The following is a 15,299-nucleotide window of genomic DNA, read 5'->3' as shown; positions in this document are numbered from 1 at the left end:
TTACTGAGGGTCAGGTACACTTTGTATTTCTTCCAGATCGAACACTATTGTGAAAGATGGCCAAGCTCTCCCCGGCTTTTATTATTTATATAGTGGATATTATGATCAATCAGATTAATCACCTTGCGTAATGATTCCGCTGAGCGGAGTCCGTCCGCTGGTGTATTCAGGCAATAATCCAGCAATTTCGTCACAGAAGAAACTGCAACATGTGTCCGCGTATCGCTGGAGGCGTAATAAATATACACGGTACCATCTGCATCCATAATCCAACCGTTAGAAAAAAGCACATTGGAAACATCCCCCACCCTTTCCTCACCTTCGGGAGCCATGAGATAACCCGCAGGCTCTGCAATTAATTCACTTGGATCCTCTAGGCTCGTGAGATAGAGGTATAATACATAACGTAAGCCCGCTGCAGTACCCCTAACTCCGTGTGCAAGGTGCAACCAGCCTTTCTCCGTCCGTAGTGGCGCCGGTCCCTCCCCATTTTTAAGCTCCTTTATCGTATGATAAGAACGTTTATTAATAATCTTTTCCTCCTGGATAACAGCTTTGGTGATATCCTCCACCAAGGCCCATCCAATGCCACCACCACTTTTTGCCAGAATAAAATCATCCTGGGGGCGTGTATAAAACGCGTATTTTCCTTGCACAAACTCAGGATGCAGCACCACATTACGTTGCTGACTGCCAGCCTTTAAATTAGGGAGACGTTCCCAATGTATCAGATCTTTTGACCGAATGATCCCGGCAGAAGCGACGGCACTAGAAAGATCGCCTGGAGCAGCATCAGACGCACGGCGTTCACTGCAGAAAATTCCATAGACCCAGCCGTCGTCATGTGCCGTAAGCCGAAGATCATAGACATTGGTTTCATCAGATTCCGAATCCGGAAGTGAGACTGGATGATCCCAGAAGCGAAATTGATCTATTCCATTGTCACTTTCGGCAATTGCAAAGAAAGACTTTCGGTCTACTCCCTCCACACGAACGAATAGCAGGTACTTTCCTTTCCAATAGATTGCTCCAGCATTCATGGTTGAGTTGAAGGCAATTCGTTCCAAAAAATGAGGATTTGTCAATGGATTGAAATCGTAGCGCCAGGTAAGCGGAATATGTTCTTTGGTGACAACAGGATTAAAATAACGCGTGACAATTTTTCCAGGACTGGATAATCCAACGTTTGCTTTTTCTAATAATAAACGTTGTGTTTCGATAATATAAGCTTGCTGACGCTCAAAGGATTCGGACATAAAATTACGTAAGTTCAAAAAATAGTTATTTATAAATTCGTTGGATAGAGTGGTATACGTGTTACCCGGTGAAATGCTGTTCCGCTGCCAGTAGCTATTTCAAGTTCAAACAAAACTTCCTTTGTCTTCGGATCGATTTCCATCACACGGCCTCCGGTCCCTATGCTTGTTTTCACCCCCATACCTGGAAAGAATAGAATATTACCAGTCTGTGGCAGGTATTGTACCCCCGATAAAGCTTGAGAAAATGCATTTGCCCCTCTTTCTTTACCATAAGACCAAAGTTGTTGCACTGTTTTCTTAGCCGCATCAATTTTATATTCGACCACTCGGCTATAATTGTTTACACCCGTTCCAAAATTGGGGATCCAGCTTCGGTTATAGCCATTATCAAAGACTAAAATACGATCTTCGGAAAGTGCCACTGGTGTATGAGGGCCCCAGGGCCAGTCAAATCCCGCGATGCTTGCATCACCATTGATGACAGCAGGATCGGTAATAACTGTACCATCTTCGGCAATAGGTTTCAGCAACAACGATTGATAATTGGCACCCCAAAATTTATGTGGTGAAATCATCCATTGAGTCTGTCCTGCGTGGTTAAAACGCACAATACCCTGATAACGTAAGGTCGCCAATAAGTCATTTCCTATTTCGGCAATGGAGTTGTTGTGTGCCCAGTTATTTGCTGTCTGCGAAAATGCAGGTGGGGTAATACCGTCAGGTTTTACGTAACGGGTAGTATCCAGCTGCGCCGCCAGATCCCATTCATTGACTAAACTCCCTGTTTGGGGATTCAATTCAACGATAAAGTCATTGATACGGGGCTCACCATTAACCAGACGTGCAGCTGTTTTTGTGACAGTTATTAAAAAATTTCCGTTGGCAGCTTCTGTAATCTCATGATGAAATCCAAATCCTAGTTTAGCAAGATCCCATTCCCGCTTCAGATTACCGAACATATCAATTTCCACTATCCTTTGCTGCGCCTGGTCACCCGCAATAAAAGTTCCGCTTTTAGTACGCTTGAGGCCAATGGAATAAGAGAGTCGCTTTAGTTCAGGAGATGATTTGAGCTGCAGAAGCCAGCGCAATTCCCCTTCCTGATCGATTATATAAGGAAGTGAAACATCGGCTTCGCTCTGACCTGGATAATGAACCAAATTGACCCCTGGCTCCATCTTACCGGCTTGGGCTTTTACAATCTTCCACCTTGGGAAGTCCTGCAGACTCAATGCCGCAGTCTGGATATGTATGGTCGTTTTCCCTCTTTCATTGCCTTCCCGATCGGTAAAAATCAGATCGACAACATTATCGTGATCAGGATATAAGCCCAGCACAGGCACACTTTGTCGCGGAATATCGGTATGGCACAAATGTGTAATTGCACCCGCAGCTCCATTTTTTCCTTTCACGGTCACCTTCACACGACCATAAGTAGGTAACCACACATCGACCATCGCCGCCAACGGATTATACCCGGAGGGGTTGAGCTTGATCTTTTCAATAATATAATCGAGTGATGTGCCTTTCGTCGGAACGACCAATTTGGAACCGTCACTAAACGTCAGATCAGTCCGCCAGCGTGCCAGTTCAGGTTCTATTTTTGAAATATCCGCCAACGGAATGTATACACTTCCTTTTTCAAAATTGAAGATATACTCATCCACTTTCTTAGTGACGTCCAGTAGCAATTCACCATCCTTAACTTTTACATCCAGGGAAAGCTTAGCTGTTGATTCTACTGCCGTTTCCCGATCTTTCTTACAAGAAACAAACAGCAACAGTAAGGTTGCTCCATAAAAGAGCAAACCTGCAAAAGTACTACCTATTTTTTTCGTTGCTATCATACGTTTATTTCGTTAAATTCGAGCTTTTCTAATATTCCAGCAGCAGGAATACTGCTGCTGGAGAAAAATTTAGGTTTATGTAAGCAGTATTGTACTATCAATTACTGCGTTTTGGGGGAATTTTAATTAGATAACTTATCCTGTTCAGTGTCAACCGAAGCCATATATTATCTCACATCTATCGCCAAAATGGATGCTGATGAATTTTTGAATTCGTATTGATTTCAGCTTCTGGAATCGGCAAATAGTAATGCTTAGGCTGGAAATTATTAGCGCCCTGCTTTTTATTATCGACAAAGATCTGTTTCATTTGTGCTGGTGTATACCAGCGTTTTAGATCGAAAAAGCGATGTCCTTCAAAGAAAAATTCCAGCTCATTTTGTTTGATCACCTCCTTCATCAGCTCATCGGCATTGGCCCAGGTTTTATTTGCTAAACCCGCACGATCACGAACACGCTTCAAACTAGATGCAGCTCCCACTGTATTTCCATTTTTTGTGCAGGCTTCGGCATGCAATAACAAAACCTCAGCAAAACGGAATACGCGAAGGTTATTATTCCGGTTAGCGGCGTCATACATGCTATTCGCTCCGGATATATTTCTATAAAAGTTAGTATATTTCTTAATCAGGAAACGACCAGCTTTACCATCAATTGCGGAAAAAGTAGGCTCGCCGCGTTGACGTTTAGGTCCAGCATTGCTCCACATAAGGTCGAAAGATTGATTACCAAACCAGGCACCGTCAGTAAGCCCTGTTTCATAATCAGAGTATTTCCAAAAGAAACTTGTATACATCCTTTTATCAAAGCGCGTATCAGAGCCCACAGGACGCTCTTCAGAAATAAAATCACGAACGACAGCTGCCCCCGGCATTAATTTAAACCAAGCACCTGTACCATCTGGTCCAGCAAAATTAGGTAGAACAAACCCCATTGCACAAGAAGCACAATCTACACCCCAATTTCCATCTCCTCCAAATTTGCTGTCGTAGACTATTTCCCAAACTGACTCTTTATTAAGCTTGGTTGTTTCCTTGAAATTATCTTCAAAATTAGCCGTCAAATCGTAAGTATAGGGTGCTGTCAATAAGGTTTTCAGTTCTGCTTCGGCCTCAGCATACTGCTTGGTGTATACAAGCGCCTTACCTAGATAGGCAATCGCTGCCCCCTTTGTAATTCGCCCAGCTTCGGCTGCAGATCGTGTTAGCGGTAGATTGTCCTTCGCTATTTTAAAATCTGCAATGACCTGTTTCCATACTTCGGCTTCTGCAGCGGAAGGCTTGCTCGCACCATCTGGATCATCATCTGTTGGCAACAATCTCAAAGGCACATCACCATAATTTGCGGCCAGCAGGAAATAATACATTCCTCTTAAAAAGCTCGCTTCCCCGATCAATTCCTTCTTCCTATTTTCATCCATCGAAACACGTGGAATATTTTTCAAAAATACATTCGCTCTGTTTATCCCATTATATAAGCTACCGAAATCGCTCTCTGGTGTACCTGCCGAATTGAGAAAATTGATATATTCCCAGGTAAATGCTTCTTCACCGCTGAGAAACCACATATCATCCGCCCTATTCATCGTTTGATAACCACCATATGCTCCGTAATAGCCTGACATTTGTGAGCGAATTGGCGAATAAATAGTAGCCATGGCAGATTGAGCATCGGATTCAAGTCTCCAATAGGTTTCCTCAATAGGTAAATTAGGATTGGTTCGATCCAAAAAATCTGACTTGCAACCTCCTAAGAACAACAAGGACGCTGCTATAACCGTATATTTTTTTATTGAAAAGTTCATCTATATCGTATTTAAAACATAAAATTTATTTATATAACAGATCGATTATCCATTAAAAATTAGCTTGAACACCAAACATAATGGTTCGTGCCAATGGAAAACGGCCATGATCCGTACCAGCTGTTAATACACCCGATGGTGTTCCATTATCACCATTACTTTGACCTAAATCTGGTGTATAGCCTTTATATTTTGTCACTGTAAACAAATTGTCCCCAGCCAGAAATACGCGTGCATTTTTCAAAGTAGCCTTACTTAGCCATTGTGCTGGCAATGTATATCCTACTTCAATAGTTTTTAAACGGAAGAAAGCTCCGCTCTCAATCCAACGGTCACTGACCCGGCGCTTATTGTCATTTGGATCCTGTCTAGTGTAACGAGGAATGTCGGTATTGGTATTGCTGGGTGTCCAAGACTCTAATAAACGAGCGGAATGATTATTCACTTCGTTGGTTTGTTCCATGCGAGCTCGGGTATAATTATAAATCTTATTACCGTACATACCATCAAAAAAGACAGCCATATCGAATCCTTTATAGTCTAGACCTCCTCGAATACCATAGGCAAGACTTGGAAAAGGGCTACCAACATACTGACGGTCATTATTGTCGATACGACCATCTTTGTTATAATCTACAAATTTGATATCCCCCGCAGCAGCATTTGGTTGAATTACTTTGCCATCTGCTGATTTATAGGCTTGTGCTTCTGCATCTGACTGGAAAAGTCCATCGGTTTGAATCACCCAGAAACCGCCAATTGGATAACCAACTTTGGCCCAAGTAATTGTTCCCTCACCTTGTGGATTATAGCCACCAAATTCCTGAACATTACCTACTGTAACTGCTTTCACTTTATTTTTCACCGTAGAAGCATTCACGCCAATGTTATAGTTCAATTCTCCAACAGAATTCTTGTATGTCGCTAATAACTCAAAACCTTTATTGCTAATTGTACCCGCATTCATTACTGGTGTTCCTTTAAGTCCAGCGGAAGGAGGTTGATTGATACCTAAAAGAATATTCTTGGTCTCACGTACGTAATAATCAGCACTGATGTTCAATTTCTTTTGCATAAATGCTAAATCCAATCCAATATTGCTTGTCGCAGTCTCTTCCCAAGTCAGGTTTCGAGGCGAAACCCAGTTGATACCTGTACTTGCTCCCTGCCACCAGGTACCGCCTTGTAAATAATTGATACCGTAGGTAGTTATCCGCTGTGTGGTGTAATTTGCAATTTCCTGATTACCTAGTCGACCATAGCTAGCACGTAGTTTAAATTCATTAACTGTACCTTTTGCTGTTTCGAAAAATTTCTCATTCATCACATTCCAGCCCAAAGCGATAGACGGGAACACTCCATATCGCGCTCCATCTGCGAATTTGGAAGAACCATCGCGACGTATTGTGGCAGTAAGTAGGTAACGACTATCATAACTATACATTATCCGTCCAAACTGGGAGATCAATGCAGCCTCATTTAGGCTTCCAGAAGTCGTTTGTTCTGTTGGAGAAGCGGCATCAATAGCATCAGTCCCCAATGGGAGATTATTTCTTCCCACACCAAAACCTCGATTCGTATTTTCCTGCGCGGAATAACCCGCTAAAGCTGAAATGGTATGTTTGTCAAACGTATTATCGTAATGTAATGTATTTTCAACTAACCATTGATTGTTAAAAAATGCACTTTCATTGAGAAAAGATTTACGCACATCGGTACCATAGGTATAGGCATCCCCTTTATTATAATTCCGGCCAGTTGTCTTGTTGACCCCAACATTTAATTTATATTTTAGTCCCTTAACAAACAAATCTACCTCAGCATATCCATTGAGCATAAGATCTGTCTGATATACATGTCGGTTAAATAAGTTCAAAATCCCCACTGGATTGTCCAAGTTCTTCATCCACGGAGCATAAGTAGCATATCCTCCAACTAAATTGGCATCATAAATAGGTACCAACGCGTTTTGTCGTAAGATATCTGTAATGGTCAGGTCTGAAAATTTTCGGTCACCTGATTTTATCAAAAAGGTATTTCCTACCCGTAAGTGGTTGTTAAAAAAACTGAACGTATTTTTTGTACGTAGATTGAATGCTTTATAACCAGTAGTCTTCAAAATACCTTGTTGATTCAAATAACCTCCGGACACACTGTAGGTAGACTGTTCTCCTCCACCCGAAATATCTAGGTTGACCTTATTAACTGGGGCTGTATGAAATACCTCGTCTTGCCAATTTGTATTCGTATTCAGATTTTGTGCTTCCGTTGGTAGATACCCGTTATCCTGTTGAAACTGTTTCCATTGTGGGCCATCCATCAAATCCATTTTTTTAGGAAGGCTTTGAATACCCGTGTATGCATTTACGCTTAAAGTCGCTAGAGTCGCTTTTCTACCGCCTTTTGTGGTAATGATAACAACACCATTGGCCGCCCGAGATCCATAGATCGCAGCAGCTGAAGCATCTTTCAAAACTTCCAGTGAAGAAATATCATTGGGATCCACCATATTGATATCGCCAAATACCCCATCAATGACATAAAGAGGTGCATTATTCCCCATAGAACTTAGGCCACGGACATTAATACTCATACCTGCTCCTGGCGTTCCGCTAGCGCTAGATACCGTTACCCCCGCAACACGACCTTGCAAGGCACCAGCAGCACTCTTCGCTAAATTAGACTGTAGATCTTTACCTGTAACAGAAGCAACAGCTCCTGTCAGATCGCTTTTTTTCACTGTACCGTATCCGATAACAACGACCTCGTCTAATTCCGTTCCCGATTGAAGTATAATACTATATGTCGATGCGTCATTAACAAGAACCTCCTGTTCCTTCATTCCAACATAGGTAACTTTTAAGGTTTTCCCTTTCTCAACATCAAGCGCGAACGAACCGTCAGCCTCAGTTTTTGTCCCCCCGGTGCTACCTTTGATGTTTACTGTGGCCCCCGCCACTGGCTTATTATCTGCATCAAGGACTTTCCCTCGTACTTTTTGGGATTGTTGTGCCCAAGCAAATGTGCCATAAGCCGAAAGTAAAAGCAGTAGAGCTGTTTTTCTCATATTTTGTGTATTTAAGGTTTACAATAAATAGATAGATTGTATATAATATGTCTATACTTAATTTGGTATGCTATTATTGGTCTATAGGACGAAATTAGAGAAAAGGAAAAGCCAAGGATAGCAAGATCTGGTCATTTGTATTGTACTTTTAATTCATATTTCTGACAAAGGAATCGCAAAAAGAACAAACGCAAACGATTGCACGTTCCAAAAAAGAAAAGAGATCAATGAAAAAATATATTAGTTCAACAGAAAATACAATAAACTGAAAAACAACATGTTAAAAACAAGTCAACAGCAATTCATTGAACTCTGAACTCATTTTTATTGAATTATTCCACAGCGTTGAGCAACACGATGCAATCGTTTGTCAGACAGCATGGTCCCTGTCAGACAAATTGCCTTGGCTTGCTTATTGGTATCGTACGCATGAAAGAATGTACTCAGAATCTGAGTATAGGAGTAGGTTACGACCAGATCGCTAGATAATCATCTGCTTCTTCCGTAGGCTATTTCTGTATTCAATGGGGGTTATCCCTTTTTTCTTTTTGAATACACGGTAGAAATAAGAAACACTATTAAAACCACATTGCTCGACGATATCAGCAATTGGAGTCTCCTCTTTTAACAGCCGAACGGCCATATTGATCCGGAAGTCAAGTAAGTAGTCGGTAAAATTCAATGTTGTAGCTGATTTCAAAAAACGAGAGAAGGTTGATTTACTCATGTTCATAATCGCCGCTACCATAGGCAGACTCAATTCTTTGTTAATATTCGCAACAACATATTCCTGTAGACGCCCCATAAGCAGCTCACTATTGCTCAAGACGGAATTTGTCGCTGTAGATAATACACGGATATCCTCACCTTTTGAGAGTTCATAAAGCAGGACAAGCAATTTCATGACCGAATAAAACCCATCGCGTTCCAAGGTCAATATGCGAAGCAAAGGAAGCACCCGGTCAACCGTATCCTTTCCGAATACAACACCACGCGATGCTTTTGCCAAAAGCTGCTGTATGCTTGCAAATTGCTTTTTGTCCAGATATTGGTCAATAAGCGAGGGGTGAAACTGTATCGTGATTTCATGAATATCATTGGACTGACATTCACCATCTTTCCAGGCATGTTCAAGCTCCGGACTCGCAATCAGTACCAGATCCTGCTCACCGATCGTTTCTACAGAATTACCAATGATACGCTGCGCACCGGAAGCCCCCTCCACATAATTAAGTTCATATTCGGGATGGATATGTACCGGAAAAGTGAAAGAAGATTTTCGCCTGTCAAAGACCACAAAGCAATCATCAGAGGACAATGGCGATTTTTCTCGAAATATATCAGGTCTCATAATTAGTTCATTTTTCCCTTTGGTAAATTACCCAAACTTAACTAAAATTATACGCATAATCAATGCCCTCCTCTTGTCAAGAAACATGTTAACTCAGTAGCAATACACTAATTTAAACTGTTCTCTCCCTGCGATTCAGGTATTGATCATCAACTTACAACATAGCACAAACGCAGTACCATGCATTTTATACAGCCGCAAAGTACCTGATGAGACTTTATTCTCCTTATAGGATAGTCAAAAAAAACTGTCTAAAGGCAGCCTTTTTTTCTGAATTGTCTATTTTTTATTGATTCGTATTTTTTCCATTAAGGGATCAATGGACTCCCTATGGCCGATTTATCGACCAGAAAGAACCTTCAGTCGATTTTCATAATGGCTGGTACTCGCGAAAGCATATAGGTTATATCATTCAAATACAACGACTAGTTCTTTAAGTATTTTTCAAGGAATTGATCCTGCTCCCATAAGAGGTGAAAGATATTCTCCTTCGCTACATAACCATGTGCCTCACGCGGCAAAATCACCATACGTACAGGTGCACCCAAATTTTTTAACGCCTGAAAATAACGTTCTGTTTGTAGGGTAAATGTTCCCGGATTATTATCTGCTCCACCATGAACTAACAATAAAGGGGTTTTCATCCGATCAGCACTTACAAATGGAGACATGGTCATATAAAGTTTTGGATCATCCCAAAAGTTGCGTTGCTCACTCTGAAAACCAAATGGGGTCAAGGTCCTGTTATAAGCTCCCGAACGCGCTATCCCAGCTGCAAATAATTTTGAATTAGACAATAAGTGTGCAGTCATAAAGGCTCCATACGAATGCCCGCCCACAGCAACCTTCTTACGGTCAATATAGCCCAGTTTGTCCACGGCGTTGATGGCAGCTTCTGCATTGGCAACCAGCTGCTCGATAAAGTTGTCATTTGGTTCTTTCTTTCCTTCGCCAACAATCGGGAAAGCCGCATTATCTAGCACAGCATACCCTTTTGATACCCAATAAATAAATGATCCATAGCTTGGAAATGTAAATTCCTTTGGGTTCGCCGTGCTTTGGCCAGCTGTATTTTTATCCTTATACTCTCGTGGATAGGCCCACATCAACAAGGGCAATTTTTCTTTTTTAGTAAAATCATAGCCTGCAGGCAGGTATAATGTCCCCGAAAGTTCAACCCCATCCTTTCGTTTATAATTCAGGATTTCTTTATGCACTTTCTCAAGTGATTTAAACGGGTTCTCCAAGGTTGTCAATGCAACCTGTTTGCCTGATTTCATGTTTTTCAGGTAATAATTCGGATAGACTGATGCCGACTGGAGCGAGATCAACAATTCGCCGTTTTTTGGATTTACAATCTCTCCAATCCGTTCTTGCAATTCAGATGCTGCTGCCGTATATAAGCGTTTTTTCTTTAACGTTCGCAGGTCTAATTCGTCGATAAAGGGAAACTCTCCTTCTTTGGTAAAACCTTTTCCTACAAACAGGATCTTGTCCTTGTCCATATACATACTGTATGTTCCGAGAGTATTTTTTTGCTGATATACTGTACCCGGATCATTATAGACATCTTGGCTATTGCGATCATGCAACAATTTGGATTCTCCAGTGGAAGGATTAACGACAAAGGTTTTCGCATTACGGGTATCATACCATTGCGAATGAACCAAGGCATATTTATCGCTACCCCAAACAACCCCAGCATAACGATCTTTAGTTTTGAAAATCAGCTTTCCCGCACCTGTATATGGGAAGTCCAATGTATAAAGCGCATCGCGAAATTCTGCCGGTTTGTTGGCATCACCACCATCCAGGGCTTCAACATAAGCTAAGGTTGCTGGCTGGTCGTCACGCCACTGCAAAGAACGCCTACCCGGACGTGTAGAGGAGAATCCTTTTGGCATGACCTCTGTTAAAGGTACTTCATTAACCAGTGCAATCTCTTTTCCCGATAGATCATAGATCCGCGTCTGTTGTGGAAAACGCGACGCTGGTACCAGATAGGAATAGGGTTTAGCGATTGTTGTTACCATGACATAGGTACCATTTGGCGAAAAGGCAACCCCAGTATAGATATCTTTATCTTTGAATTTGGAAATAGTCCCATCCAGATCCACAAACTGTAGATTAGATTGTACAAGTGTCTCGAAATTCCGTTCGTCCTGTGGATTCTTCAATAAATCTTGGTATGTTCTGAGTTGAGATACTTTGCCATCGCTTGTAGATACGACCGGTCCCGTGGGCAGATCTTTGGCAGGATCCAACAAGGCATTTTTTTCCTTCGGCAACGCCGTAATAATTAATCGTGTTGAATTGCCCAACCACTGAAAAGGCGCATCCAATGTTGCATTCAAATTATAAGCTGTCAATTGTTTCGCTCTTCGTGTAGCTAAATCCAGTACAAACAGTGCGGTTCCAGATTCATTTGTATTGGTAAATGCCAAGCGGTTATTGTCTGGGGAGAATGCAAAATTTGACAAAGAGGGGTTTTCTGGCATTCCAACAAAATCCGTTTCTTCCAACTGTTGTCCAATTTTCTTCAGACCGATCTTATTAAAAAAGACTGTAGAACTTTCCATATTTGTACGCGGATTGATACGCAATCCGGCCAATTTCATTTCTTCCTGTCCCAGATCCTTCAAGCTCTTATAGGTCGATCGGTAGGTGAATAACATCCATTTGTTATCACTGGACATTTTTATCTGAGGTGGCCGCATAAAATCGGCCAAAGCCAAAATTTCGGTAGTCGGTTTTTGGAAAGTGATATTCTCCTGTGCATGCGTCTTCAACGACAATAACAACAAGAGAGCATAGCATAGCTTCTTCATAAATTTATTTTGCATATTAGGGCAATAAAATATAATAAATTTATGAAAAAAAACCAAGTATTGTAGCCGTTTTATGACACTAAAATTAAACTTAGATTGTTTCGTAAAAAACAGGTGAAATTTCTTGATTTAAAGTTATCCACATTCATATCACCCACTATAACAAATACTTAGCACAACCAACTAGCAGTAAACGCATCCTATGACAAACTTTTACCCAAAATGTGGAAAAGTCAAACTACCGCTTCGCAAGAAAATATATGATATTTGTTAAGCTAATGAAAGAATTGGCAATTCAACGAAGTAACGACCTTTCTTTTTCTATGAAGATTGGATAAAAAAAATAAACATACAAACATGGCAAGAATTATCAAATTTGAGAAAAACGATTGTGCTCCTTGTGCACAAGTATCGGCTTATTTGGATCAAAAAGGTATCCAATATGAAACGGTTAATCCTTTTGATGAACCTGACTTGGCCGCAAAATTCAAAATCCGTACGGTACCAACAGTAATCGTATTGGAAGATGAAGAAATTCAACACCGTATCATTGGCTTTAAACCAGAAGAATTGGCTGCCATTGCACTTTAATAAATCGAGGGTATCATTAAATTAAAAACAGCAGTATGATACACATTTATTACGATTCCAGAACGGGTAACGTACAGCGTTTTATGGATAAAGTCGCACAGATCACTGGCTGGCAGATCCATAAAATCAGCGCTGACCTTGAGGTAAATCACCCTGGCCATTTGGTCACATTTACCACGAATTTTGGACAGGTGCCCGAAAACACAAAAGAATTCATGAAACGAGAAGCTAAAAATATCTATTCCGTAACCTCCAGTGGCAACCGCAACTGGGGCCCAAATTTCGGTTTGGCAGCTGATCGTATTTCACAGGATTTCGACATTCCACTGGCGTTCAAATTTGAACTGTCCGGAACAATGGAAGACATAAACCAATTTATTGACATCTTAAAGAACTTTTGCGATGGTAGCAAACGAAGTAGCAAAAAACTGGATATTGCTTAATAATGAAATCATGATTAAGCATGATGACGAGTTCAGCTTACATAAAGATAAGGAAGCTGTTCGCGCATATTTCCTGGAGTATGTAAATAAGAACACTGTGTTCTTTTATACATTGAAAGAAAAAATAGACTATTTGATAGAAAACAACTACTATATTGATTTTTACCAATGGTTTACATTTGAAGAAATGGAAGAGGTATTCAATTATGTGTATGCCAAAAAATTCCGTTTCGAATCCTTTATGGCAGCCTTTAAATTTTTCCAGAGCTATGCGCTTCGTGACGACTCTGGTGAAAAATTCCTGGAGCGCTATGAAGACCGCGTTGTTGCTGTATCCCTATTCTTAGCACGAGAAGAAGGTGTAAAAAAAGCGATAGAATACGCCGAGATCATGATCAACCAAGAGTATCAACCTGCTACACCAACATTCTTGAATGCAGGTAAAAAACGCTCTGGGGAATTGGTATCCTGTTTCTTAGATGAAATTGGTGACAACCTGAACGGTATCGGTTATGCGGTTGATTCAGCCATGAAATTATCCTCTATCGGTGGCGGAGTTTCGTTCAATATCTCCAAAATCCGTGCACGTGGCGAGGCGATCAAAGGCGTTGAAGGCCGTGCAGGTGGTGTGCTTCCAATCATGAAAATCATGGAAGATACCTTCTCTTATGCAAACCAATTGGGACAACGTCCTGGTGCTGGAGCAGTATACTTAAATATCTTCCACTCTGATATTGAAGAGTTCCTTGATTGTAAAAAAATCAATGTGGACGAAAAAGTACGTATCAAATCACTTTCAATCGGTATTATCGTTCCGGACAAGTTCATGGAACTAGCGGAGAAAGATGAGCCTTGTTATTTGATCTACCCACATACAGTAGTACAAGAGTATGGACAATTCTTGGATGAAATGGATATGGATAAGATGTACGATGAGTTGATCACCAATCCAAATGTCAAAAAGAAAAAAATCAACGCACGTCATCTGTTGGTTAAGATCGCACAGACACAAAAAGAATCCGGTTACCCTTATATCTTCTTCAAAGAAAACACCAACCGTGTGCATGCATTGAATGAAATTGGTCAGGTAAAATTCTCCAATCTATGTACTGAGATCATGCAGGTATCACAAGTATCCGATATCGAGATCTATGGCAAACAAGATACAATCCGTTATGGTATCTCCTGTAACCTTGGTTCGTTGAATATCGCTACGGTGATGGACAACAAACGCATCAAAGAAACGGTGAAAACAGCGATGCGTGCACTAACGGTAGTCACTGATGTAACCAACATAGACATGGTACCTTCGATTGCAAAAGCAAACCGCGAATTGCACTCCGTAGGACTTGGTGCGATGAACCTACACGGTTACCTTGCCAAAAGCTTTATCATGTACGAATCTAATGAAGCCTTGGATTTTGCCAATACATTCTTCATGATGATGAACTACTATTCATTGGAAGCATCCATGGAAATTGCCAAAGAACGTGGTAAAACATTTGTTGGATTTGAGAAATCAGCCTATGCAGATGGCACTTATTTCAATAATTACATAAACCGTGATTACATTCCAAAAACAGCTAAGGTAACTGAGTTGTTTGAAGGTATACACATTCCAACTGTTGAAGATTGGTTAGAATTAAAAGCAAAAATCAAAGAACATGGTATCTACCATGCGTACCGTTTGGCGATTGCTCCAAATCAATCAACTTCCTATATCATGAATGCGACAGCGTCGGTGATGCCAATTGTGGATATTATTGAAGTGCGTGAATATGGTGATAGTACAACTTACTACCCAATGCCATATTTGACCAACGATAACTATTTCTATTTCAAATCGGCATATGATATGGATCAGTTCAAAGTATTGAAATTGATTTCGGTTATTCAACGTCATATCGACCAAGGGGTATCTACGATCTTACATACCAATTCGAAAGACTCCACAAGAGATTTGTCTAGATATTATATCTATGCACATAAATTGGGATTAAAGTCCCTTTATTACACACGAACAAGAAAATCGACCATCGACGAATGTGTCTCTTGTTCAGCCTAATCTTGAGATTTTAGTATTTGGATATATAATGTGAATAGGTCAAA

At 40.8% G+C, this 15,299-nt stretch carries 9 protein-coding genes; 3 read left to right on the top strand and 6 right to left on the bottom strand.

Annotation, left to right across the window (positions count from 1 at the left end):
- Nucleotides 1-44 precede the first annotated feature (44 nt).
- The 6 genes from LC454_RS09515 to LC454_RS09490 form a co-directional block, all read right to left on the bottom strand.
- A complete protein-coding gene (locus tag LC454_RS09515) occupies nucleotides 45-1,256 on the bottom strand; it encodes a glycosidase (protein WP_223582143.1) in 1,212 nt (403 codons plus the stop codon).
- 29 nt (nucleotides 1,257-1,285) lie between these two features.
- Nucleotides 1,286-3,106: an aryl-sulfate sulfotransferase gene (locus tag LC454_RS09510; protein WP_223581810.1), complete on the bottom strand. Its 1,821-nt coding sequence runs from the start codon at nucleotides 3,104-3,106 to the stop codon at nucleotides 1,286-1,288.
- 178 nt (nucleotides 3,107-3,284) lie between these two features.
- Nucleotides 3,285-4,910 (bottom strand): RagB/SusD family nutrient uptake outer membrane protein, encoded by a 1,626-nt coding sequence (locus LC454_RS09505; RefSeq protein WP_223581808.1) that lies wholly within the window; start codon nucleotides 4,908-4,910, stop codon nucleotides 3,285-3,287.
- Nucleotides 4,911-4,962: 52 nt separating this feature from the next.
- The gene (locus tag LC454_RS09500) at nucleotides 4,963-7,977 is read right to left on the bottom strand and encodes a SusC/RagA family TonB-linked outer membrane protein (RefSeq protein ID WP_223581807.1); all 3,015 of its coding nucleotides are present in this window, start codon (nucleotides 7,975-7,977) and stop codon (nucleotides 4,963-4,965) included.
- Nucleotides 7,978-8,458: 481 nt separating this feature from the next.
- Nucleotides 8,459-9,328 (bottom strand): AraC family transcriptional regulator, encoded by an 870-nt coding sequence (locus LC454_RS09495; RefSeq protein WP_223581805.1) that lies wholly within the window; start codon nucleotides 9,326-9,328, stop codon nucleotides 8,459-8,461.
- 425 nt (nucleotides 9,329-9,753) lie between these two features.
- The gene (locus LC454_RS09490) at nucleotides 9,754-12,171 is read right to left on the bottom strand and encodes a prolyl oligopeptidase family serine peptidase (RefSeq protein ID WP_223581803.1); all 2,418 of its coding nucleotides are present in this window, start codon (nucleotides 12,169-12,171) and stop codon (nucleotides 9,754-9,756) included.
- A gap of 342 nt (nucleotides 12,172-12,513) precedes the next feature.
- Here LC454_RS09490 and LC454_RS09485 point away from each other — a divergent pair, with 342 nt between their 5' ends.
- The 3 genes from LC454_RS09485 to nrdE are packed head-to-tail and all read left to right on the top strand — an operon-like array spanning nucleotide 12,514 to nucleotide 15,255.
- Nucleotides 12,514-12,747, top strand: a complete 234-nt coding sequence (locus tag LC454_RS09485; RefSeq protein ID WP_077437059.1) for a thioredoxin family protein — start codon at nucleotides 12,514-12,516, stop codon at nucleotides 12,745-12,747.
- Nucleotides 12,748-12,782: 35 nt separating this feature from the next.
- Nucleotides 12,783-13,190, top strand: coding sequence for a class Ib ribonucleoside-diphosphate reductase assembly flavoprotein NrdI (gene nrdI, locus LC454_RS09480; RefSeq protein WP_223581801.1), 408 nt, complete (start codon nucleotides 12,783-12,785; stop codon nucleotides 13,188-13,190).
- The gene (gene nrdE / locus LC454_RS09475) at nucleotides 13,150-15,255 is read left to right on the top strand and encodes a class 1b ribonucleoside-diphosphate reductase subunit alpha (protein WP_223581799.1); all 2,106 of its coding nucleotides are present in this window, start codon (nucleotides 13,150-13,152) and stop codon (nucleotides 15,253-15,255) included. The genes nrdI and nrdE overlap by 41 nt, the downstream gene beginning before the upstream one ends.
- The last annotated feature ends 44 nt before the right edge of the window (nucleotides 15,256-15,299 follow it).

Source organism: Sphingobacterium sp. GVS05A (assembly GCF_019969845.1).
Lineage (GTDB): Bacteria > Bacteroidota > Bacteroidia > Sphingobacteriales > Sphingobacteriaceae > Sphingobacterium.
Note: the sequence above shows the minus strand (reverse complement) of the source record. Positions and strands in the feature narration are given on the sequence as shown.

Bases quoted from the DNA above. Each gene is read 5' to 3' on its own strand.
- LC454_RS09495 (WP_223581805.1), bottom strand. From the start codon at position 9,328: ATGAGACCTGATATATTTCGAGAAAAATCGCCATTGTCCTCTGATGAT.
- LC454_RS09505 (WP_223581808.1), bottom strand. From the start codon at position 4,910: ATGAACTTTTCAATAAAAAAATATACGGTTATAGCAGCGTCCTTGTTG.
- LC454_RS09515 (WP_223582143.1), bottom strand. From the start codon at position 1,256: ATGTCCGAATCCTTTGAGCGTCAGCAAGCTTATATTATCGAAACACAA.
- LC454_RS09490 (WP_223581803.1), bottom strand. From the start codon at position 12,171: ATGCAAAATAAATTTATGAAGAAGCTATGCTATGCTCTCTTGTTGTTA.
- LC454_RS09485 (WP_077437059.1), top strand. From the start codon at position 12,514: ATGGCAAGAATTATCAAATTTGAGAAAAACGATTGTGCTCCTTGTGCA.
- nrdI (WP_223581801.1), top strand. From the start codon at position 12,783: ATGATACACATTTATTACGATTCCAGAACGGGTAACGTACAGCGTTTT.
- LC454_RS09500 (WP_223581807.1), bottom strand. From the start codon at position 7,977: ATGAGAAAAACAGCTCTACTGCTTTTACTTTCGGCTTATGGCACATTT.
- nrdE (WP_223581799.1), top strand. From the start codon at position 13,150: ATGGTAGCAAACGAAGTAGCAAAAAACTGGATATTGCTTAATAATGAA.
- LC454_RS09510 (WP_223581810.1), bottom strand. From the start codon at position 3,106: ATGATAGCAACGAAAAAAATAGGTAGTACTTTTGCAGGTTTGCTCTTT.